Genomic DNA, 21331 nt, shown 5'->3' on the forward strand with positions numbered 1-21331 from the left:
GCGTTGATCGTCCACCATGAGGGGCACGAGGACACCGACCCCGACCTCACATGCGGGTGCTCGGACTGGCGCACCGATACCGACCTGGACGCCGACTTCGCCGACGACATCGCGAACGCCTTCCCCACCGGCCTGTACCCCGAAGAATGGTCGGAGACCCTGAAACCGGACCTCGAAGCGGCTGCCGAACAGGCCGACTTGGAGGACGCGCTGGCTGCCGCGAAGGCCGCCCGCGCCAAAGCACGAGCACGCTTCACAACACCGACACCCCAACACGCGACCGCACCCGAACCGGCTTCACCACCCGAACCGGGGCAGGGCCAGAGGCGGGAATACGAGACTTCCACACCACTGACTGAACCGAGGCGGACTCGCGACCTCGTCAGCGCCGCACCGACACCCGACTACGGACCACCGCCGTCCTTAACCCGCCCGCTACGGGATGCCGTGGCGGGGAAGGCACCTCATAGGTCACCAGCTCGAAACCGGACACCCGGTTCGAGCCCTTCTCCATGCCCAGGCCCCGAACCGGACCATCAGCCACCCCGTACCCGCCTCACGGCAGAACTCAATCCGACCCGGCACGAGCCCACCGCCCGCCTCCGCGCCGACCAACCAACACCAGCCCACCTGTCACCGTTTTTGTCGCCGCCATAGCGCAGCCGGGCCAGCCACAACACCGACCCCGCCAACGCACCGGTGACCATTGCCGGTCTCAACAGGCACCCACGCCGAGCCACATCGGCGCCCACCCCAGCCAGCGACCCCGACCGTCCCGCCACCTCACCATCGCCGCCTCAGTGCAGCACAACCGTCCACCACACTGTTCTCGCCAGCGCACCGGCGGCCATTCCAGGCTCCGTATGCCACTTCTCGAGCGACACCGCCACCCGGTTGACGTCTCGTGGGGATCCCGCTATCCCGCTATCCCGCCACTCAACTATCCCGCTACGAGCCTCGGCCGGTCAGAACGAGGCTCTCGGGGCGAACGCGTCGAGTTCTTCCCACAGCGATTCCGGGATGTCGTAGGAGAGCAGATCCAGCGACTCCTGCATGCGCTCGGGGCGCGTGACTCCCACAACGGTCGAGTCGACCAGTGGCGAGCGCACGGAGAACTGAAGCGCCGCCGCGGCCAGTGGGATTCCGACCCGCTCACACGCGGCCGCCATCGCCACCGCGCTCTCCCGGAAGGCGTCGTCGCGCACACGGTAGGCGTACTTCGGCTGCGCCTCAGGACCCTTGACCAGCATGCCGCCGCCGTAGGGCGCGGCGTTCAAGACGCCGAGGCCATTTTCGCGGGCTTTCGTGTAGAGCGCCTCGGCGGAGCGGTTGAGCAGGGTGTAGCGGTTGTGGTTGAGGACCACGGCGAACTCGCCGGTCTCCAGGTAGCGCTCGGTCACCTCGAGCGAGCCCGATGCGACCGCCAGGTGGTCGGCGACGCCGCTCTCGCGCAGCTCCACGAGCGCTTCGAGCGCCCCGCCGGGGGCGAATCCGTCCTGCGACATGAATTCGGGGTCGTGCAGGGCCAGGATCGGAAAGTGGTCGACGCCGAGTCGTTCGAGGCTCTCTTCGACGGAGGCTCGGACGCGCTCACCCGAGTAGTCCCCGGTGGTGGGGTCGGGGTCGACCTTCGTCTGGAGGATGAAGCCCTCGGGCAGGCCGCCGCGGCGCCGGATCGCCTCGCCGACGCGCCGTTCGGCGAGTCCGTAGCCGTTCGAGGTGTCGAGGAAGTTGATCGGGCTGTCGAGAACCGTCTCGACGGTGACGATCGCGCGCTCCTCGTCCACGTCCTCGTGGCCGAGCGGACTCGTGCCGATGCACAGGGAGGTGACCTCGATGCCGGTGCGGCCGAGCTCTCGGCGATCGGTGGTCGCTGCGTTGCCGTGTTCTGTCATTGCCGACACTCATCCGTTCGATTCGAAGGCGTTCTCGTCGAGGCAGCAGCGGCCCGTGCGGGATCGGTGTCCCGTGTGCCGGAGGAGGCTGGTGTTCCTCGACGCGTGCGGTACCCAGGGTAGCCGTGTGGGGTTGCTCTCAGGTCGCGCCGGGATCACATCGCGAGATCCGCACCCGGACCGATGACTTTGATACGTTCGCAAGCATGCCCACTCCCCCAACCGCTGAGGAGACTCCGTCGGCCGACGACGGCGTTCCGGAGGCGAGTGACCGGCCGATGTCCGTCCTCGCGTCGGTCCGGCGCTCGGTCACGCTGTTCATGCTGCGCCTCCAGACGGCCTCCGTCCTCGGGTTCATGGGCGCGGCCTCCCTGATCGGGGTCGAGGCGCTCTTCGTGATCATCGGATTCACGACCGTCCTGCCGATCGCGATCCCCTTCGTCGTCCTCATCTTGGGCACGGCCTATTTCGCCCGCGAGCGGCTCCGCGGCCTCCGGCACCGCGTGCTCGCCGGATTCGGTCGCGCTCCCGAGGGCGACTAGGCCGGTTCCATCTGGTCGCGGCGGAACGTCTTGCGGTAGGAGGAGGGCGACACGCCGATCGTCGCCCGCATGTGCTGACGCAGCGAGACCGCCGTCCCGAAGCCGGTCCTGGCGGCGATCTGGTCCACGGTGAGGTCGCTCGACTCCAGGAGCCGTCTGGCGTGGTCGATCCTTTGGCGGCTCAGCCATTGGCCGGGGCTCGTCCCCACCTCTTCGCGGAACTTCCTGGTGAAGGAGCGCCGGCTCATCCTCGCGTGGCTCGCCATCTCATCGATCGACAGTGGACGTTCCAGGCGCGCCAGTGCCCAGGACCGCGTCTCGGCCGTGCTCACGCCGGGCTCCCTGGGCACCGGGCGATCGATGAACTGCGCCTGGCCCCCTTCGCGCCACGGCGGGAACACGCACTGACGCGCCACCGCGTTCGCGACCTCGCTGCCCCAGTCCCGCCGCACGATGTGCAGGCACAGGTCCACCGCCGCACCGGCGCCCGCCGAGGTCAGGATTCGCCCTTCGTCGACGAACAGGACGTCGGGGTCGACCTTGACGTTCGGGAATCGCCGCTCCAGTTCCTCGGTCAGCATCCAGTGCGTCGTCGCCCGCTTGCCGTCCAGCAGGCCCAGTTCGGCCAGCGCGAACGCCGAGCTGCAGAAGGACACGATCCGCGCCTCGTCCCGGACCCGGGCGAACGCCTCCGCGATCCCGTCGGGCAGATCGCCGACGGTGCAGATCGGGCCGTCCTGCCGTACCGTCGAGACGATCACCGTGTCAGCCTCCGCCATCAGCTCCGGGCCGTGCTCGACTTGGATCGCGAAGCCCGACGAGGTCCGGACCGGCCGTCCGTCGAGTGAGCACACTCGGACCTCGTATCGCGGGCTCATGTCGTCGTGCCGCGCCGAGTCGAAGATCTTGTCGGGGACGCCGAGTTCGAAGGCGAAGGCGCCGTCCAGGGCCAGTACGGCCACGCGGTGGGGTCGATACATGGCCCGATTCTTTCACATCGTGGCCTCCAGGCCACTGGGCGGGGGCCTCGCCGACGGCGAGACTGGGGGAATCACTGAAGCCCAAGCGACAGAATGGAATCAGACCCATGACCACGACCATGCGCGCCATTGTCCAAGACCGACTCGGCCGGCCCGAAGTCCTCAAGATCGCCGAGGTCCCCCGTCCCGAGCCCGCGCTCGGCGAGATCCTCGTCAAGGTGCACGCCGCCGGCGCCAACCCCGCCGACTTCAAGGTCCGCGAAGACGGCAGCTACGACGGGGCCCGGCCGCCGTACACGCTCGGCTGGGACGTCTCCGGCACCGTCGAGGCCGTCGGCATAGGGGTGCGGATCTTCGAACCCGGCGACGAGGTCTACGGCATGCTGCCGTTCCCGAGTCCCGGCGGCGGCTACAGCGAGTACGTGGCCGCTCCCAGCCGGTCCTTCGACTTCAAGCCGTCGCGGCTGAGCCACGTCGAGGCCGCCGCGCTGCCGCTGGCCGGGCTGACGGCGCAGCAGGCGCTGGTCGACACGGCCGGGATCCGGGCAGGGCAGCAGGTGCTCGTCCACGCCGCGGCGGGCGGGGTCGGGCACCTGGCGGTCCAGATCGCCAAGGCCCACGGGGCGTTCGTGATCGCGACCGCCTCCGCGGCCAAGCACGAGTTCCTGCGCTCGATCGGCGCCGACCGTCCCTTCGATTACACGACCACCGACTTCGCCGAGGCGCTCAACGGGATCGACGTCGTCCTCGACGCGATCGGCGGGGAGGACTACGTCGCCCGCTCGGCGGCGGTGCTGCGCGACGGCGGCAAGCTGGTGACGATCGTCAATCCCGCCGAGCTCCCCGAGGCGCACCGGGACCGCATCGCGTCCGGGTTCATGATCGTCGAACCGGACTGGTCGGGCATGCGCGAGCTGTCCCGCCTGGTCGAGGAGGGCTCGCTCTCCCCCACCGTGTCCAAGACCTTCCCGCTCGAAGAAGCCGCGGCCGCGCACGAGGCGCTGGAGTCGGGGCGCACGATCGGGAAGATCGTCCTGACCGTGGACTGAGCCGCCGTCATCCTCCGGCTGGAGCACTTCCGAGACCTAGACGGAGCGGGTCTGCTCGATCCATGAGCCGTGCAGGCCGGCGTAAACGGAGTCGGCCTGCGCGGCGAGCTGGGCGTGGGGGCCGTGCTGGACCAGCTTGCCGTCGTCGAAGACGAGAACCTCGTCGGAGGTCTCGGCGGTCGAGAGCCGGTGCGCGATGATCACCGTCGTCCGGCCCCGGGTGACGGCGTCCAGCGCGGCCGACAGGCGCAGTTCCGTCGCCGGGTCGACCGCGCTGGTCGCCTCGTCGAGGACCAGCAGGTCGGGGTCGGCCACGTAGGCGCGCACGAGCGAGACCAGCTGCCGCTCGCCGACGCTCAGGTTCGCGCCGCTCTCGCCCAGCTCGGTCTCGAGGCCGTCGGGAAGCGCCTCGAGCCAGTCGGTCAGGCCCAGTTCGGAGAAGGCCACGTAGATCTCGGCGTCGCTGATGTCCGGCTTGGCGAAGCGGATGTTGTACGCGAGCGTGCCGTTGAACAGGAAGCCCTCCTGCGGCACCATCGTGACCCGCTTGCGCAGGGACGCGAACCTGATGTTCTGCAGCGGCGCGCCGCCGAGGAGGACCCGGCCGCCGGTCGGGTCCATCAGGCGCGTCAAGAGCTTCGCGAACGTGGTCTTGCCCGAGCCGGTCTCGCCGACGACGGCGACCTTGCTGTGCGGGCGGATCTCGACGTCGATGCCGTGCAGGACGTCCTCGCCGCCCGGGTAGGCGAAGCGGACGCCTTCGAAGCGGACGCCCAGGGGGCCTTCGGGCAGCTCGACGCCGTCGACGGGGTCGGCCACGTCCGGCTCGGTGTCGATGATGTCGAGCACGCGCCGCCAGCCCGAGACCGCGTTCTGGGCCTCGTTGAGCGTCTCGGTGCCGATCACGACCGGCTGTGTGAACAGCACGACGAGGAACAGGAACGCGGCCAGCTCGCCGACGGACATGGAACCGCCGGCCACCAGGAACGCCCCGAGGACGACCACGATGGCGTTGACGCCGAAGTAGACGAGTTCTCCGGCCCCGAAGGAGAACGCCGAGCGCATGATCGCCTTGGTCTGGTCCTTGCGGTGCTCCTCGATGGACGCGTCGAGTCGCGCGCTCGTGCGCGCGCCGACGCCGTAGGCGCGCACCACGCCGGCGCCGACGACGGACTCGGAGACGGCCGAGAGCAGCTTCGCGACGCTGCGGCGCACGTTGGTGTAGGCCGAGGCCAGGTGCGTCTGGAGCCATTTGATGAGCCAGGTGACCGGGATGAACACGATCCACACGGCGAGCGCGAGCTGCCAGGAGTAGACGACCATGACGACGGTGGCGACGAGGATCTGGGCCGTGGAGGTCACCAGCACCATGCCGCCCTGCTGGAGGAACTGACTGACCTGGTCGATGTCGGTGGTGACGCGCGCGGTGAGCGCGCCGCGCCGCTCGGACTGCTGGTGGAGCATCGACAGGTCGTGGATGTGGCGGAAGGTGCGCCGGCGCAGGTTGGCCAGCGCGGTCTCGGAGACGATGAACAGGCGCCGGTTCATCAGGTAGTTCGCGGCCGTGGTGATGACCAGCACGGCGATGCCGATGGCGGTGACGATGAGGACGTAGTCGAGGTCGGGGCCGCCGTCGCCGAAGAGGCCGTTGTCGAGGACCTGCTGCGCGGCGATGGGCACGACGAGGCGGCCGAGTGCCGTGATGCCGGCGAGCACGATGGTGAAGGCGAGACCGCGGCGCAGTTCGGGCGAGAGCTGGAGTCCGCGCTTGAGGGTCTGGAACGGGCCGGGTTCCGTGGTGGTGGGTGCAACGCTCATGCGGTGATCTCCTCGTCGAATTCGCGTTCGGCTTCGGCCTGCTCGTAGGCGGTGACGAGGTCGGCGTACGGCTGGTGGTTCGCCAGCAGCTCGGCGTGGGTGCCGCGGGCGGTGATGCGGCCGCCGTCGAGGAAGACGACCTCGTCGGCGAGGGCGATGGTGGCGCGCCGGTAGGCGACGACGAGGACGCTGGCGACCTCGGAGGAGTCCTTGAGGCCCGAGAGGATCTGGGACTCGACTTTGGGGTCGACGGCGCTGGTGGCGTCGTCGAGGATGAGCAGCCGCGGGGAGCCGGCGAGGGCGCGGGCGAGGGTGAGGCGCTGGCGCTGGCCGCCGGAGAGGGTGGTGCCGCGCTCGCCGAGTTCGGTGTCGAGGCCGGCGGGGAGGTCGCCGACGAACTTGTCGGCGCCGGCCGCGGCCAGGGCCTCCCAGACTCGGGTGTCGTCGATGCCGTCGCGGTCGAGGTCGAGGTTGGCGCGGACGGTGTCGTCGAAGACGAACGGGATCTGCTGGACGAGCGCGGTGGTGGAGGCGAGCGTGGGATGGGTGAGTTCGCGCACGTCGACGCCGTCGAGGCGGACGGTGCCTCTGGTGGGGTCGATGAGGCGGGCGGCGAGGTGGGCCAGTGTGGACTTGCCTGAGCCGGTCGCGCCGACGAGGGCGACGGTCTTCCCGGCGGGGACGGCGAAGCTGACGTCGCTGATGGCTTCGCCGCCGTCGGGGTAGGAGTAGGCGACCGAGTCGAATGCGAGCTCGGCGGGGCCGTCGGTGGTCGGCAGTTTCTTGTCGCCGTAGGTCATGTCGCCGGTGGCGGCGAGGACGCCGTCGACGCGGCGGCGGCCGACGACGGAGGTGGGGAGATCGCCGAGCACCCAGCCGATGGCCCGGATGGGGAAGGCGAGCACGGAGAACATGAACGAGACGGTGACGAGCTGTTCGAGGTCGAGGGCACCCTGCTGGTAGCGGGCGAGGCCGACGAGGAGGGCGAGGAGGGTGCCGATCTCGGGGAGCCCGGCGATGGCCGGTTCGAACGCCGCACGCAGGCGCCCGACGCCGATCATGGCGTCGCGCAGGTCGGTGGCCGAGGTGCTGAAGCGCTCGGTCTCGGCGGTCTCGCGGCCCATGGCCTTGACGACGAGCGCGCCGTCGAAGGATTCGTGGCCGACCGCGGAGACCTCGGCGCGCAGCTCTTGGGCGCGCTTGGCGCGGGGGGCCATCTTGGAGGCGAAGACGGCGTTGAGCGCGAACAGCGTCGGGAACATGCCGATCGCGACCAGGGCGATGGCCCAGTCGATCACGAAGAACACGGCCATGGAGACGGCGAGCATGAACAGGGTGCCGCAGGCGAACGGGAGCGGCGCGAGGGGGCGGGTGGCGGCCTCGACGTCGGCGTTGGCGTTGGACAGGAGCTGCCCGGTGGGGTGCTTCTGGTGCCAGGAGACGGGGAGCGCGAGGTAGCGGCGGGTGATCCGGCGGCGCCAGTGGGCCTGGACGCGGAACATCATGGCGCCGGCGCCGATCCGGCGGGCGCACATGCTGGAGAAGCGGATGGCGGAGGTGCCGAGCAGGGCGGCGACGCCGAGCGCGACCGATCCGAGGGCGACTTCGCCGTTCTCATAGGCGGGGACCGCGACCTGGGCGACGACCCAGCCGACGACTGCCGAGACGAACAGGACGGCGGCGGTGTTGACCATGGCCCCGACCACGCCGATGGCGAACCGCCCCGGCTCGATCCGGATCATGTCGCCGATGTTGCGCAATCCCCGCCGGAGGATGGTGGTTTCAGCCGGGGAATCGGCGGCGACGTCTGTCATTTGGGCTCTCCGGAGGTGGTGTCGGGCGGATCCTTGCCGTGCGGCAGGCAAGGGGCCGCCTGCAATCATGCCTCGCTCGACAACGATTGCCAACCGCCTTTCGCGCACGGTCCGATCGCTCTGGTCACATCGGCAACGCGGCTCGCTCCGGGTTTCCGACCGTTGGATGCTGCGTTTCCCACACCCCGTTGTCACGAGCTCGCCCCAAGCAAATGGCTTTCCAACAGCGCGTTGTCACGATCCCGCCCCAAGCTAGTGCCGCTTCCGACACTCCGTTGTCACGATCCCGACACAAGGCATTTGCGCACTTGCATCCACATGGGATACCGATATATTGAGGCGTATTCGCAGGGCGAACCTCGGTGACTGCCCCCGGTCCCACCCCGCCGGGAAATGTAAAGGTGAGCGTCGATGATTCGAGTGCTGCTCAGGCATGATCCGTGCCTGTTGGGAACCGCGCTGGCGCGGGCTTTGTCGTTCGAGGCCGGGATCGCCCTGGTAAGGCGACTCGGCCGTTCCGACGACTTGATAACGGCCGGTAAGCGGCTCGAGCCCGATGTCGTGGTGCTCGACGCCGCAGAGGACTCGGCCGAGACTGTCGCGGCGGACTGCCTCGCCGTGTGCGAGGGCCTTCCGGAGACGAATGTGCTGGTGATGATGTGCGGGAAGGAACCCTTCGTGATCCCGCCGGATCTGGCCCGAATGGCACCGCGTGTGGGTTTCATCACGACCGATGCGACGTGCGAGCAGCTCACCGATGCGATCCGGCTCCTGGCCCGCGGCGGCGCGGTCATCGGATCGGACGTGGCATTGGCTACATTGCGCGCCAAGGACAACCCGCTCTCCACACGCGAGCGTGAGGTGCTCGGCATGGTGGTCACGGGAGCCTCGACCAGAGAGATCGCCGGAACCCTGCACCTGAGCGTGGGCACGGTCCGAAACTACCTGTCCAGTGCGATCGGCAAGACGTGCGCGCGCACCCGCATCGACGCGATCCGCATTGCTCAGGAGCAGGGGTGGATCTGAGCGGGCTCGGCCGGAGCACCCCTCCAGCGTGCGAGCAGTTCGCGGTACAGCGGCGAGGAGGCCAGGAGCGATTCGTGGTCGCCGAGCGCCGCTTCCCGCCCGTCGAGGACGAGGACGCGGCGGGCCCGCAGCGCCGAGCTGCCTCGGTGGGCGATGACGATGAGGGTGCCGCCCCGTTCGGCGAACGCGGCCTCGGCGGTCTCCTCCGCGGCGGGGTCGAGGTGGCAGGTGGCCTCGTCCAGCACGCAGATCGGCGCGGGCGACAGATAGGCGCGCGCGAGCGCGAGCTGCTGCCGCTCCCCCATCGACAGCCGTTCCGGCTCGACCGGTGCGTTCAGGCCGCCGAGTCGCCCCACGAGCGGTCCGGCGCCGATCGCCTCGACGGCCGCGGCGACGCGGTCGGGCGCGGCGCCGGGATCGAGATAGGTGAGGTTGTCGGCGACGGTGCCGGCGAAGACGTAGGCCTCCTGCGGGATCAGGACGCGCAGGCGCGCCAGCGCCTCCGGCGTCGCGGTGTCGACCGGTGCGCCGCCGACGAGGACCTTGCCGGCGCCGGGGCGGAGCAGGCCGCACAGCAGGCCGGCCAGGGTCGACTTGCCGATGCCGCTGGGCCCGACGATCGCGAGGTGGTCCCCGGAGGGCACGGTCAGGTCGAGGCCCTTGACGACCGGTTCGGCGTGCGGGCCGTAGGCGAAGGTCAATCCCTTGACTTCGAGGTCCGGTGCCGGTTCCGGTGCCGGACGGCTCGAGGCGGGGTTCGAGGCCGAGGGCGGTTCGGCTTCGGTGGCGTCGAGGATGCGCCCGAGTGTGACGACGAAGCGCAGGCCGCTGCCGCCGACACCGGAGATGAAGCCGTTGAGCGCCGGCTGGAGTCCGAACAGGACGTACAGAAGCGCGCCGGTGAGTGCCCCGGCGCTCAGGCCCGAGGCGATGAGCCAGGGCCCGGCGGCCAGGATCGCGACCAGCGGCAGCCACCCTCCGACGGCGAAGCACGTGGCCCGGATGACCGCGGCGGCGGCCAGCGAGCGCTCCGCGCGGGCCTGCTCGACGATCGCCGGTTCCGCCATCGCCTCGCCGTGCGGCTCGTTGCGGCAGGCGGCCAGGTCGGCGGCGCCGCCGATCACGGCCGCGGCCCGGCCGGCCAGGCGCTCGTCGGCGGCGACCGCTCGCCGGTGGCGCTCGGCCGAGATGCCGAGAGTGGCCACGAAGGCCACCAGCCCGAGGAAGAACGGCGGCAGGGCCACCGCCGCCACCCGCGGGGACAGCGAGAGCAGCCCGCCCGCGACGCCCACGGACGTGACGGCGAAGCCGCGGACGGCGACGATGAGGCCGGCGTAGGAGTCGCGGACGATCTCGACCTGCCGCGTCAGCCGCGCGACCGCGCCTTCGTCGGGGCGGCCCTTTACGGCATCGCGCAGCGCCGAGCCCACCGTCCGCCGCACCAGCGTGTCGCGGAACGGTTCGACGAGGTCTCCGGTGCGCGCGTAGACCATGCGGCTGCCGACCGCGCCGACGACGGCCGCGGCCAGCAGGGACGCCAGCCACGCCGCGCCGGTCCAGGGCCGGCCGGCCAGGAAGCCGTCATCGACGGCGCGGGCGACGACAGCCCCGGAGACGGCCGCCGGCAACGCCTGCGGGACCGACCAGGCGAGCATCGCCGCCAGCGGACGGGCCCGCAGACCACCCGCCCCGTATCGCAGTTCACGCTTCACCGCAAGGCCTCCCGGCAGTCGGGGTCAAAGCCGTATCGCGCCGTTCACGCTTCACCGGAAAGCCTCCCGGTAGTCGGGGTGGAATAGGAGTTCGGCGTGGGAGGCGAGCGCCCGGACGCGGCCGGCCTCGAGCCAGACGACGAGGTCGGCTCGGGCGGCGGTGGCGGCGCGGTGCGTGACCACGATGCGCGTGCGCGGTCGCGTCTCGTCCGAGGCGGTGAGCGCGTCGACGATCCGCATCTCGGTGACCGTGTCGAGATTGGAGGTCGCATCGTCGAGCACCAGGAGCCGCTCGGCGTGCCACGCGCGGGCCAGTCCGAGGCGCTGCGCCTCGCCGCCGGACATCGGGGCGTCCTCGAGCGGCGTCCCGTAGCCGACCGGCAGGCGGCGGATGAAGCCGTCGGCGTCGTTCGCGCGGGCCGCCGCCTCGAGTTCGGCCTCGCCGCGGCCGGGTCCGATCGTGTCGGCGATCGTGTCGCCGACCAGGATCGGCCGCTGCGAGGCGTAGCCGATCGAGGCGCGCAACGCGTCATGGCTCAGGGCCCGCAAGGGGACGCCGTCGAGGACGACCTCGCCTCCATCGGGATCGCGGAGCCGGGCGGCGAGGTGGGCCAGCACCGTTTTCCCGGCCCCCGACGCGCCGACCACGGCGGCGACGGTTCCGCCGGGGATCACCAGGTCCACGCCGTCGAGCAGCGTCGCCTCGCCTTCGCGGGCCGACACCGAGCGGAACTCCAGTCGTCCGCCGCCTTCGGGCAGTTCCCGGTCGCCGTAGCGGACGGCCGGGACGTCGGTCACCTCGGCCACCCGGCGAACACCGGCGCGGGCGCGCGCCAAGGTCGCGAAGACCCCCGTTAGGGCGCCGACTCCGGCACCGGTCATCGCGTACTGGGCGCAGGCGAGCATCTCGCCGGCGCTGAGGCGGCCTGCGGCGAGCGCCGCGCCGGCCGCGAGCAGCACGCCCACGGTCGCGAGCGGCCCGACGAGCGCGGACTGGGCCCCCGCGGCCGCGAGGACCCGCCAGGTCTCGGCACCGCAGGCGGCGAGGCGCGGCAGGTCGGCCAGCACCCTGGCCCGTTCGCGGTCGGCCGAGCCCGCGGCGGCGATGGTGCGGCGGCCCTCGATCGCCTCGGACAGGCGGGCGGCGATGCCGCCCTGAAGCCGCTGATAGGAGGCCACCGCCGCGGTCGTCCGCACGGTGAACAGGCGCAGGACGACCGCGACCAGCGCCAGGCCGGCGACGAACGCCACGGCGGGCCACCAGTCGAGATAGGCGAGCATGACCAGGCTCCCGGCCGAAGGCAGCAGCGCGGTCACCGTGGCGACCGCCGCCGGTCCGGCCTGTGCGGCGTCGGCGCAGTTCGCCGACACGCGCGCCGTCAGATCGCCGGTCTCGAACCGGCGCAGGCGGTGCGGACCGAGCGCGAGGACGTGCCGGGTGAGGCGGCGGCGCAGCCAGGCCGAGACGCCCGCGGTGCAGGCCGTGCCGGCGAAGGCGTCGACCAGTTCGCAGGCGACGCCGACGCCGATGAGCGCGGCGGCCAAGGCCATCGGCCCGGTGGCGTCCCTGCCCGCGACGAGGGCGTCGACCGCGCCGGCGAGCGCCAGCGGCAGGGCGAGCGTCGCGAGCGAGCCGAGGAGCGAGGCGCCCGCGATCAGCGGCAGCCAGCGCCGGGCTCGGGTGACGACCGCGCCGAACGACATCGCGTCCGGCGCGCTGCTCACTGAGGACAAGGGCCCCTCCGTTCGCGGGGCCGGGGCCCGGGCGCGCATGGCGACCGGACCCCGGCGGATTCACTGCATCGTCGACAACTGGTTGCCGATGACCGCTTGGACGCGGACTAGTGGCAGAGCAGGACGCTCAGGCCGCTGGTGCCCTCGCACAGCGTCGCGCTCAGGTTGCTGGGGCAGCTGTGCCCGCTGGCGCTGCTTCCGGCGGCGGACATTTCGTCTTTGCTCTCCATACCTTGGAGGTCGAGAAGTGCCATGTCGCTCTCCTTCCTTTCTTTGTTCGATCAACGGGTTGTTTCGTCCACCGGCGCCGTCGGCGCCGGAGATTGCGGGGCAAGGGACCAGGACTGCGGCATCAGCGGCAGTCCGATCGGTTCGGGGTGCAGCACCGATCCGAGCGCGAGCAGGACGCCCGCACCGCCGGTGGCCAGGTCCATCGAGAGGCGCAGCAGACCCGTCCCGGGGAAGGCCATGCCGCCCCCGTAGGGCAGCGTGTGCCACGACAGCGCCCGGAGCTGGTGGCGCACGAGCGGGTTCGACAGCGGCTCGGGCGTGCGGCCCGCGAGGTAGAGCAGGATGCCGGCGCGCCCGGTGAACAGGCCCGGCAGGATGTACATCGGCGAGTGGGCGGCCCGCTCGATCTGCTCGGCGGCCTTCGTGAACGGCTCGCTCGGGCGCCGCCGCAGGTAGGCCTCGAGCGCGATGCCGATGCCGACGCTGCCGGTCTCGAGGTAGGGCATGGTGCGCCAGCCCTCGTTGACCTCCATGGAGCCGTTGTCGCGCACGACGCAGCGGCGCAGGTCCTGCCCGAGCGCGAGCTCGGCCGCGTCGAGGAACGAGTCGTCGGCGGTCTCGTCGTAGGCGCGCATGAGCAGCAGCGCCCGGCCGGCGCCGCCGCGCATCAGCCCCGCGAAGGGTCGCTCGCCGCCGCTGACGTCGCCGACCGGTTCGGTCGGGAGGCGTTCGGCGACGAGTTCGGCGCATCGCAGACCGGCGGCGTACAGCTCGACCTCGTCGGTCGAGCGGGCCAGGCCCAGCAGGTTGAGTCCGGCTCCGGAGAGCCCGCCGGCCAGGTCGGAGCCGAGCGAGTGCCAGTCCTCGGCGAGGAACACGTCCATGACGTCCATCGCCGCCTGGCGGTGGTCGAGGAAGTCGAGTGCGAAGGCCGCGCCGTGCAGGCCGTCGTACAGGCCCATGCGGGTGCCGGGCGCGGGATTGGTGGCGCGGTCGATCAGCCAGCGTTCGAAGGACTCCCAGCGTCCGGCGCCGGTGGCGGCCAGCGCGTAGAGGACGCCCGCAGCGCCCCAGGCGAGGCCGAGTCCTCCCGCGGCGAACTGCTGGACGTCGCCGGGGAAGAGCCGGTCGTCGCGCTCGGGGGTGGCGCTGGCGACGATGGCGCGGGCCAAGTCGTCCCGAAGTTCGGGCCAGACGGTGGGGTCGGGCTCGATGACCGGGGACGGCTCGGCGATGGTCTCGGGCGGTGCGATGAGGTCGACGGCGTCGTCGAGGTAGCCGTCGGGGACGGGGAAGTGCTCGGCGATGATCTCGGCGAAGTGGCGGGCCTTGACGCGGTGCAGGCCGAGGAGGTTGGTCATCGGCAGGAACAGGGCCAGCTTGAGGCAGGCGAGGGAGTAGCGGTCGGCGGCGGCGCCGGTCATCGAGCGCGGGGCGGCGAAGCCCTGGTTGCCCAGGCCGGCGCGGCGGGTGGTGTCGGCGTCGCCGGCGACTTCGAAGTCGAGCAGGCACATGCGCCCGTCGGGCCGTTCGATGACGTTGAACAGGTGGAGGTCGCCGTAGGCGATGCCGCGGTCGTGGATCGCTTCGAGGGTGCGCGCGATCTGTGCGTGCGCGTCGGTGGCCCAGTCGGTGAAGGCGGCGTAGTCGACCTCGCCGGCGGTGGGGTCGACGAGGGGGTAGCGGCTGACGACGGCCTTGCTGAGGACCTCGCCTTCGATGTGCTCCATGGCGAGGAAGCGGTGTTCGCCGAGCCAGAACAGGTCGCGGGCGCGGGGGACGCCGTCGATGCCGTCGAGCCGGGTGAGGATGTCGTGCTCGTGCTCGACTCTGCGGACGGCGTCGTGGCCCCAGGCGTCCAGGCCGGCGTGGGGGCGGCCCTCCTTGAGGACGACGCGGTCGCCGGTGCGCGTGTCCCGGGCGAGGTAGATGCCGCCGCCGTTGGAGAAGTGCAGGACGCGGTCGATCTCGTAGGGCAGATCGGTGACCGTGACGGCGTTGCGGGCCTTGAGGTGCGGTGTGAGGAACTCGGGGAGGTCGACCCATTCGGGCACCCGGAAGACGGGGTCCCGGCGGTCGGGGATGAGCTCGCCGTCGGGCCCGGTGAAGGCGGGAACGACCTGGCCGTTGCCGTCGACGGTGTAGCGGTTGGCGAAGGCGCCGTAGCGGACGTGGAGCGGTCCGCTCCCCCAGCGCAGGTCGGAGAGGATGTAGGGACCGCTCACGCCTTCGAGGAGCGCGCCGAGCTCGTTCAGGATGCGTTCGCACTCGGCGTCGTCGGCGGGGTAGATCGTGATGAGTTTGCCGGCCGAGCTGCGCGGGGCGTACTTGGAGAGCCGGGCGGTCAGGGCGGCGGGCGAGCGGAGGAACTTGAACTGGACGCCCGCGGCGAGGCAGTAATCCCACGTGGTCTCGAGGACCTTGTCGGCGCTCTCGGGCGCGGCGGAGGCGTGGATCTTCCAGCCCTGCTCGGGGAGCGGCGCCCCGGAGCGGATGGTCAGCCAGTCGTCCTGTTCGGAGCGCTCCCAGCCGGCCGGAAGCGGCCGGGAGGCGACGTCGAAGGGCGCGCCCGCGGATCGCTCGGAGTGCATGGCGTCGTAGAAGGTCGGGTCGGCCATGCTGTAGGTCTCGTAGCGATCGCCCATTTCGGCTCCCTCTCGGTCCAGGATTGCTGGTACTCATCCTGGCCGGATTCGAAGAGCCGAGATAGACCGGTTCGTCACCATTCCGGTGTGAAAAACCCACACCGATGCGGTGAACGCCACATGGGAGCGCTAACGCACGACGCTACCGCACGGGGTGGCCGGCCTCGGCGAGTTCGCCTTTGACCTCGCCGATCGACACGTCACCGAAGTGGAAGATCGAGGCGGCGAGCACGGCGTCGGCGCCGGCTTCGACGGCGGGCGGGAAGTCGGCGGCCTTACCGGCGCCGCCGGAGGCGATGACGGGGATGCCGACGACCGCGCGGACGGCGGCGATGAGCGGCAGGTCGAAGCCGGCCTTGGTGCCGTCGGCGTCGATGGAGTTGAGCAGGATCTCGCCGGCGCCGAGTTCGGCGGCGCGGTGGCACCACTCGACGGCGTCGATGCCGGTGCGCTTGCGCCCGCCGTGGGTGGTGACCTCCCAGCCGGAGTCGGTTCCGGCACCGGAGGCGACGTCGGCGGACAGCACGAGGACCTGATTGCCGAAGCGGTCGGCGATCTCGGAGATGACCTCCGGGCGAGCGATGGCCGCGGTGTTGACGCCGACCTTGTCGGCCCCGGCTCGCAGCAGTCGGTCGACATCGTCGGCGGTGCGGACGCCGCCGCCGACGGTGAGGGGGATGAAGACCTGCTCGGCGGTGCGGGCGACCACCTCGTACATGGTGGCGCGCCCGTCGGAGGAGGCGGTGACGTCGAGGAAGGTGAGCTCGTCGGCGCCGGCCGCGTCGTAGGCGGCGGCGAGCTCGACGGGGTCGCCCGCGTCACGCAGGTTCTCGAAGTTGACGCCCTTGACGACGCGTCCGGCGTCGACGTCCAGGCAGGGGATCACACGCACGGCAACAGTCATGCCACAACCCTAACGACCGGGCCGCCGATTCCAGGTGTCGCTCCGCCGGTGTCCCGGAGGACGGTCGGCCGGGCCGCTCATCACTGGGGCGATGACACGCTAGGCCCGAAGTAGGATCGCTTGCGTGAGCAAAGAGGCTTCCAGCGACGGCTCCGCTCGCGCGACGACGAAGGGCGAGCGGACGCGTCAACGCATCATCGACGTCGCGCTCGACATGTTCGCCGAACGCGGCTACGACGGCACCACGATGCGGGCGATCGCCGCCGAGGCGGGGGTGTCGGTGGGCAACGCCTACTACTACTTCAAGTCCAAGGAGCACCTGATCCAGGGCTTCTACGAGCAGGCCACCATGCGCCACGCCGAGCTGGCGCCGCAGGCGCTGGAGGGCAAGGAGACGCTCGCCGAACGCATCGAGGCGGCCCTGCTGGCCTGGCTGGATATCGCCGGGCCGTACCACGACTTCGCCGGGCAGTTCTTCCGCAACGCCGCCGACCCCAACAGCCCGCTGAGCCCGTTCTCCGAGGAGTCCTCGGAGAGCCGGGACCGGGACATCGCGCTCTACCGAGAGGTGCTGGAGGGGTCGAAGACCCGGGTGCCGAAGGACATGGCCGACATCCTCCCGGAGATGCTGTGGCTGCACCAGATGGTGGTGGTCCTGTACTGGGTCTACGACGGCTCCGAAGGCCAGGAGAAGTCGCGCGAGCTGGCGCGCCGGACCGCGCCGCTGGTGGCGAGGGTGGTGGCCCTCTCGCGCTTGAAGATGTTGCGCCCCTTGGTGAAGCAGGGCGAGGAGCTGGTGCGGGACTTCCTCATCACCCGCAAGCCCGAATAGTGCGGCCGACGGTGAGCATGGCGCCCGGAATGAGGCGGGTGGCGGGGGCCGATGGAGCCGAGGTCATTGCCCACCCCGGCCCCACCGGCGTCTGACGCCGCTAGCAGTCGCGCAGCTCGGGCGACTGGTTGAGCAGCTGTCCACGTGGGGAGATGAACTTGCGGTACGTGTCGGAGTCGACCTCCGAAGGCGGGAACGCGGCCACGCGGTGGCAGTTCTGGAAGGCCAGCTTCACCCCGAAGTGGCGCTCCAGCGCGCCGCGCATCGAGTCCGAGGCCAGCGCGCGCAGCAGCTGGCCTCTCGCCCGCTCGTCCGGCGGCGGCGTGGTGTTGTCGGCGAACCGGGTGGAGCCGGTCGACGCCGCCACGCCGTTCTTCAGATCCGCCACCACGTTGCTGACGAGCTCCCAGGCGAAGGGCAGCGAGTGCTTCACGCAGTCGATGAATTCCGCGTCGCTGACCTCACCGGCCTCGGCTTTGTTGAGCAGGTCCTCTGAGACATCAAGGGACATGCAGTTCTCCTCTCGATTCGAATCCGGTTCATTGTGCGCGGAATCGTCACGCTCCGCTGTCGGGTAATCGACGTATTCAGGTTTCAGATGCAGCCCGTCTAGACAGGCTGGGCGTTCAGGAGGTGCTCCCCCAGCACGAAGTCCGGGACGATCTGCTCGGCGAGGTCCACCCCGGCGCGCTCGTTGCCCCAGGCCGCGGCGGCCTTGCGGTGGAACTCGTGGGCCTGGCGGGTGAACTTCGGCCAGTCCTTGCCGGCGGCGACGGCCCGCTCCCGGGCGGCGTCGAGGACGGCCAGGTTGGCATCCTCGAGCTCCTCGATGGGGCCGACCGAGCCGCGCTCGGCGGCCTTGACGTAGCGCGAACGCGAACACCAGCCGATGAGCGCCTCGCCGACGTGCTCGCGCAGGAAGTCCACGTCCTCCTCGTCGTCGATCTTGTTGCCGATGACGGCGATGTCCACGTCGTAGTCCTCGGCGTAGCCGACGTACTGCTTGTAGACGCCGACGCTGCGCAGGGTCGGCTCGCACACCAGGAAGGTGTGGTCGAAGCGGGTGAACATGCCCGAGGCGAAGGCCTCCGCGCCCGCGACCATGTCGACGATGACGAACTCGTCCGTCCCGTCGATCATGTGGTTGAGCATGAGCTCGACCGCGCCGACCTTCGAGTGGTAGCAGGCGACGCCGAGGTCGTCGCCTGCGAAACCGCCGGTCGCGGCGAAGCGGATGCCGTCGGCCTCGGTGAAGAGCTCGTCGAAGAGCGGGCCGGACTCGGCCACGGTGAGCAGCCGCGAGCCCGGACCGGGCGGTGTGGTCTTGAGCATCAGGTCCGCCGACGGGATGAGCGGGTTGCTCCCGCGCAGGTACTCCTTGATGTCGCCGAGGCGCTCTCCCAGCACCGGCCCCATCGCGGCGGCCTCGGGATCGAGGCCGAGCGCGGCGGCGAGGTGCTGGTTGATGTCGGCGTCGACGGCCATCACGGCGTGGCCGAGCGAGGCGGCGCGCCGCGCGAACAGCGACGCCATGGTGGTCTTGCCCGAACCGCCCTTACCGACGAAGGCGAGTTTCATTGCGGAAGGTCCCCCACTTGTTGAAAACGATTGTTGATATCAAGAAGAGGCTAACAGACGCGCAATGCGACTGGGTCTCATACAGAAGAGCCCGCCGAGAGCGTCTCTCGGCGGGCTCGATCGTTGGCGTGCTCGGCTACTCGGCCGAGGGCATCGCCTTCTCACCGTCGGGCTTCTTGGCGTCCGACTGCTGCTGCGCGGGGGCGGGATCGGGGCCCGGCACGCTCCCCAGAGGGACCGAGCCGTCGTCGCGCCTGCTGCGCCGGTACTGGAGGACGGCGATGACCGCGATGAGGGCCAGGCCGATGACGTCGGTCGTGTAGGTGCCGTTGAGCAGCAGCACCGCGGCCACGAACAGCCCGGTGCGCTCGATCCAGTTGAGGACGGTGCTCATGTACCCGGCCATGGCGACGCCGAGCATCGCGACGCCGAGGAGCGCGGTGGCCACGCTCAGCACCACCGAGTACCACGACTCGCCGAACAGCAGCAGCCCCGGCGACAGCACGAAGGCGAACGGGACGATGAACCCCGAGATCGCGATGCGCATGGACTGGACGCCGGTCTTGACCGGGCTGCCGCCGGAGATGCCCGCGGCGGCGAACGCCGCCAGGCACACCGGTGGGGTGATGTCGGCCATCACGCCGAAGTAGAACACGAACAGGTGGACGATCAGTGCCAGCTGGAACGCCTCCAGGCCCATGTCGGCGTAGCGCACCTCGATGAGCGGCAGCAGCGCCGGGACCGCGACGACGGCCATGACCACGTAGTTCGCGGTGGTCGGCAGACCCATGCCCAGGATGAGGCAGGCGATCATGGTGAAGAACATGACCAGGTAGAGCTGCGAGTTGTCGAACGGCAGGAACCGCGAGAGCGTGTTGCCCAGGTCGATCAGGCCGTCGCCGATCTTCAGGCCGAGCGCCGTGGTGTTGATGGTGCCCGAGATCAGGCCGGCGGCAGCGGTGGCCGCGACGATCGGCAGGGACATCCTCGCGGCGTCCGAGAGCCCGTCGAGCAGCGCCATCGGGGTGAGCTTGTCGGGCATCGCCTTCCAGCCCGCGATGCCCTTGAAGGCGATCCAGACGAGCTGCACGACGATGTTGAGGCCCACGGTGGCCAGGATCGCGATGAACGCCGCGCGCATCGGGGTGTACCCGATCGACAGGATCACGAAGATGAAGACCAGCGGGATCAGCAGGTAGCCCTTGGAGATCAGCAGCGGGACGAGCCGGGGCAGCTGGCCCTTGGGAAGGCCGAGAATCCCGGCGCGCCTGGAGACGAAGTGGACGACGATGTACTGGGCGACGAAGAACAGCAGCGCCGGGATGAGCGCGGCCAGGATGATGTCGGAGTACCTGATGCCGTTGCCGACCATCGCCAGCATGATGAACGCCGCCGAGCCCATGACCGGGGGCATGATCTGGCCGCCGGTGGACGAGGCGGACTCGACCGCCCCGGAGAACTCCCTGTTGTAGCCGGCCTTCTTCATCATCGGGATCGTGAAGGCGCCGTTGGAGACCGTGTTGGCCACCGAGGAGCCGGTGATCGTGCCCGAGAAGACCGAGGTGATGACGGCGACCTTGGCGGTGCCGCCGACCCGGCCGCCGGCGATGCCGAGCGCGAGGTTCGTGAAGAACCGCTCCATGCCGGTGCGCTGGAGGAGCGCGGCGAACACCATGTACAGGAACACGAACGTCGACGAGACCTGGAGCGGGATGCCGAAGATGCCCTCCGAGCCCAGGAAGCTGTAGTCGAGGATCTGGTCGGGGTCCTTGCCGCTGTGGAAGAGGAAGTCGGGCATGTTGCGGCCGAACAGGGCGTAGGCGATCATCGCGGTGCACACGATGGTCAGCGCCACGCCGACCGCGCGGGCGGCGGCGACCAGGACCAGGAGCGTCCCGACGGTCGCGGCGACGTACGCCGTCGCCGAGAAGCCCGCGATGATGAATCCGGAGAACTCCGAGGAGTTGGAGTAGACCCACAGGGAGGCCCAGACGCCGAGGCCGGCCAGGAGCGCGTCCGCGATCGGCATGCCGCCGATGTTCATCCGGACGTACCGGGTGATCTGGACGAGGACCAGGACCGCGGCGCTCGGCAGCAGGATCATGAGACCGGTGCCCGCCGCGGCGTAGAGGAACGCGATGGCCGCGAGGCCGCCGATGGTCCAGTACAGGCCGCGCCGCCGTTCCTTCTCGGCGTTGCGGTTGGACTTGTAGACCAGGAAGATGAGCGCCAGCCCGAAGCCGAGGTGCACCGCGCCCTGCTCGATGGTGGGAAGGGTGCCCCGCCAGGCGGTGTAGAGGTGGAAGCAGCTCATGCCCACGCCGAGGGCCCAGACCAGCCACTTCCAGAACGGGTGGAGCTCGGTTCGGAGCGGACCGACGACCGTGACGGGCTCCGCCTCGAGCATCCCCCTGATGTCAGCGGCCGCCTCGTCGGCGTCGTAGGCGACGGTCGTCGCCTTGCCGCGGGATTCGTCGCTCATGCTTGTTCTCGTGCCTTTCGGGAAGTCGACCTTCGGGGTTCTCGGGTGACGACAGGGGTGGGCGGTACGGCAGGAGCGGCGAGCCGGCG

Annotated in this window: 16 protein-coding genes and 1 pseudogene; 5 read left to right on the top strand and 12 right to left on the bottom strand. The window is 70.5% G+C overall.

Translation table 11 applies throughout. From position 1 onward, the window contains the following. Window positions 1-657: pseudogene (locus ACYVK3_RS19950) on the top strand (hypothetical protein); the annotation flags it as partial. A 308-nt stretch (window positions 658-965) separates the two neighbouring features. Here ACYVK3_RS19950 and ACYVK3_RS19955 read toward each other — a convergent pair. Then, on the bottom strand, window positions 966-1895 hold the full coding sequence (locus ACYVK3_RS19955) for an aldo/keto reductase (protein WP_460499101.1): 930 nt from the start codon (window positions 1893-1895) through the stop codon (window positions 966-968). Window positions 1896-2101: 206 nt separating this feature from the next. Between ACYVK3_RS19955 and ACYVK3_RS19960 the strand changes: the two genes are divergently transcribed. Further along, window positions 2102-2437 carry a hypothetical protein gene (locus ACYVK3_RS19960; RefSeq protein ID WP_460499102.1) on the top strand — a complete coding sequence of 112 codons (336 nt, stop codon included), beginning with the start codon at window positions 2102-2104 and terminating at the stop codon, window positions 2435-2437. On the opposite strand, the gene ACYVK3_RS19965 is transcribed toward ACYVK3_RS19960, so the two are convergent. Continuing rightward, window positions 2434-3417 carry a GlxA family transcriptional regulator gene (locus tag ACYVK3_RS19965; RefSeq protein WP_460499103.1) on the bottom strand — a complete coding sequence of 328 codons (984 nt, stop codon included), beginning with the start codon at window positions 3415-3417 and terminating at the stop codon, window positions 2434-2436. The two genes, ACYVK3_RS19960 and ACYVK3_RS19965, sit on opposite strands and share 4 nt — an antisense overlap. A 107-nt stretch (window positions 3418-3524) precedes the next feature. On the opposite strand from ACYVK3_RS19965, the gene ACYVK3_RS19970 reads away from it, so the two are divergent. Beyond that, on the top strand, window positions 3525-4466 hold the full coding sequence (locus tag ACYVK3_RS19970) for an NADP-dependent oxidoreductase (protein WP_460499104.1): 942 nt from the start codon (window positions 3525-3527) through the stop codon (window positions 4464-4466). Window positions 4467-4502: 36 nt separating this feature from the next. On the opposite strand, the gene ACYVK3_RS19975 is transcribed toward ACYVK3_RS19970, so the two are convergent. Together ACYVK3_RS19975 and ACYVK3_RS19980 are read right to left on the bottom strand one after the other, a co-directional pair. Further along, entirely contained in the window at window positions 4503-6284 is a 1782-nt protein-coding gene (locus ACYVK3_RS19975; protein ID WP_460499105.1) for an ABC transporter ATP-binding protein, read from the bottom strand. Continuing rightward, window positions 6281-8098, bottom strand: a complete 1818-nt coding sequence (locus ACYVK3_RS19980; protein WP_460499106.1) for an ABC transporter ATP-binding protein — start codon at window positions 8096-8098, stop codon at window positions 6281-6283. Before ACYVK3_RS19980 ends, ACYVK3_RS19975 begins: the two co-directional genes overlap by 4 nt. Before the next feature lie 411 nt (window positions 8099-8509). On the opposite strand from ACYVK3_RS19980, the gene ACYVK3_RS19985 reads away from it, so the two are divergent. Next, window positions 8510-9124, top strand: a complete 615-nt coding sequence (locus ACYVK3_RS19985) for a response regulator transcription factor (protein WP_460499107.1) — start codon at window positions 8510-8512, stop codon at window positions 9122-9124. Here the strand turns inward: ACYVK3_RS19985 and ACYVK3_RS19990 are convergent. The 5 genes from ACYVK3_RS19990 to hisF all read right to left on the bottom strand — a co-directional run bounded on the left by ACYVK3_RS19990 (window position 9103) and on the right by hisF (window position 16350). Beyond that, the gene (locus ACYVK3_RS19990; RefSeq protein WP_460499108.1) at window positions 9103-10836 is read right to left on the bottom strand and encodes an ABC transporter ATP-binding protein; all 1734 of its coding nucleotides are present in this window, start codon (window positions 10834-10836) and stop codon (window positions 9103-9105) included. The genes ACYVK3_RS19985 and ACYVK3_RS19990 overlap by 22 nt on opposite strands. 51 nt (window positions 10837-10887) lie before the next feature. Then, the gene (locus ACYVK3_RS19995; protein ID WP_460499133.1) at window positions 10888-12561 is read right to left on the bottom strand and encodes an ATP-binding cassette domain-containing protein; all 1674 of its coding nucleotides are present in this window, start codon (window positions 12559-12561) and stop codon (window positions 10888-10890) included. A 116-nt stretch (window positions 12562-12677) separates the two neighbouring features. Then, window positions 12678-12824 (bottom strand): SapB/AmfS family lanthipeptide, encoded by a 147-nt coding sequence (locus tag ACYVK3_RS20000; RefSeq protein ID WP_460499109.1) that lies wholly within the window; start codon window positions 12822-12824, stop codon window positions 12678-12680. Window positions 12825-12851: 27 nt separating this feature from the next. Beyond that, entirely contained in the window at window positions 12852-15446 is a 2595-nt protein-coding gene (gene lanKC, locus ACYVK3_RS20005; protein WP_460499110.1) for a class III lanthionine synthetase LanKC, read from the bottom strand. A 142-nt stretch (window positions 15447-15588) separates the two neighbouring features. Further along, window positions 15589-16350, bottom strand: coding sequence for an imidazole glycerol phosphate synthase subunit HisF (gene hisF, locus ACYVK3_RS20010; protein WP_460499111.1), 762 nt, complete (start codon window positions 16348-16350; stop codon window positions 15589-15591). 124 nt (window positions 16351-16474) lie between these two features. Between hisF and ACYVK3_RS20015 the strand changes: the two genes are divergently transcribed. Then, complete coding sequence (locus ACYVK3_RS20015) at window positions 16475-17182, top strand: TetR/AcrR family transcriptional regulator (protein ID WP_460499112.1); 708 nt, start codon at window positions 16475-16477, stop codon at window positions 17180-17182. 100 nt (window positions 17183-17282) lie between these two features. Here the strand turns inward: ACYVK3_RS20015 and ACYVK3_RS20020 are convergent, their stop codons facing one another. The 3 genes from ACYVK3_RS20020 to ACYVK3_RS20030 all read right to left on the bottom strand — a co-directional run bounded on the left by ACYVK3_RS20020 (window position 17283) and on the right by ACYVK3_RS20030 (window position 21242). Continuing rightward, window positions 17283-17693, bottom strand: coding sequence for an SCO5389 family protein (locus ACYVK3_RS20020; RefSeq protein ID WP_460499113.1), 411 nt, complete (start codon window positions 17691-17693; stop codon window positions 17283-17285). Between the two features lie 98 nt (window positions 17694-17791). After that, complete coding sequence (locus tag ACYVK3_RS20025) at window positions 17792-18760, bottom strand: ATP-binding protein (protein WP_460499114.1); 969 nt, start codon at window positions 18758-18760, stop codon at window positions 17792-17794. Window positions 18761-18896: 136 nt separating this feature from the next. Then, on the bottom strand, window positions 18897-21242 hold the full coding sequence (locus tag ACYVK3_RS20030) for a TRAP transporter permease (RefSeq protein ID WP_460499115.1): 2346 nt from the start codon (window positions 21240-21242) through the stop codon (window positions 18897-18899). Window positions 21243-21331: the final 89 nt, after the last annotated feature.

Source organism: Glycomyces tarimensis (assembly GCF_054776215.1).

Excerpts from the sequence above, each read along its gene's own strand:
- ACYVK3_RS19955 (WP_460499101.1), bottom strand. The coding sequence starts at position 1,895 with ATGACAGAACACGGCAACGCAGCGACCACCGATCGCCGAGAGCTCGGC.
- ACYVK3_RS19960 (WP_460499102.1), top strand. The coding sequence starts at position 2,102 with ATGCCCACTCCCCCAACCGCTGAGGAGACTCCGTCGGCCGACGACGGC.
- ACYVK3_RS19965 (WP_460499103.1), bottom strand. The coding sequence starts at position 3,417 with ATGTATCGACCCCACCGCGTGGCCGTACTGGCCCTGGACGGCGCCTTC.
- ACYVK3_RS19970 (WP_460499104.1), top strand. The coding sequence starts at position 3,525 with ATGACCACGACCATGCGCGCCATTGTCCAAGACCGACTCGGCCGGCCC.
- ACYVK3_RS19975 (WP_460499105.1), bottom strand. The coding sequence starts at position 6,284 with ATGAGCGTTGCACCCACCACCACGGAACCCGGCCCGTTCCAGACCCTC.
- ACYVK3_RS19980 (WP_460499106.1), bottom strand. The coding sequence starts at position 8,098 with ATGACAGACGTCGCCGCCGATTCCCCGGCTGAAACCACCATCCTCCGG.
- ACYVK3_RS19985 (WP_460499107.1), top strand. The coding sequence starts at position 8,510 with ATGATTCGAGTGCTGCTCAGGCATGATCCGTGCCTGTTGGGAACCGCG.
- ACYVK3_RS20000 (WP_460499109.1), bottom strand. The coding sequence starts at position 12,824 with ATGGCACTTCTCGACCTCCAAGGTATGGAGAGCAAAGACGAAATGTCC.
- lanKC (WP_460499110.1), bottom strand. The coding sequence starts at position 15,446 with ATGGGCGATCGCTACGAGACCTACAGCATGGCCGACCCGACCTTCTAC.
- hisF (WP_460499111.1), bottom strand. The coding sequence starts at position 16,350 with ATGACTGTTGCCGTGCGTGTGATCCCCTGCCTGGACGTCGACGCCGGA.
- ACYVK3_RS20020 (WP_460499113.1), bottom strand. The coding sequence starts at position 17,693 with ATGTCCCTTGATGTCTCAGAGGACCTGCTCAACAAAGCCGAGGCCGGT.
- ACYVK3_RS20025 (WP_460499114.1), bottom strand. The coding sequence starts at position 18,760 with ATGAAACTCGCCTTCGTCGGTAAGGGCGGTTCGGGCAAGACCACCATG.
- ACYVK3_RS20030 (WP_460499115.1), bottom strand. The coding sequence starts at position 21,242 with ATGAGCGACGAATCCCGCGGCAAGGCGACGACCGTCGCCTACGACGCC.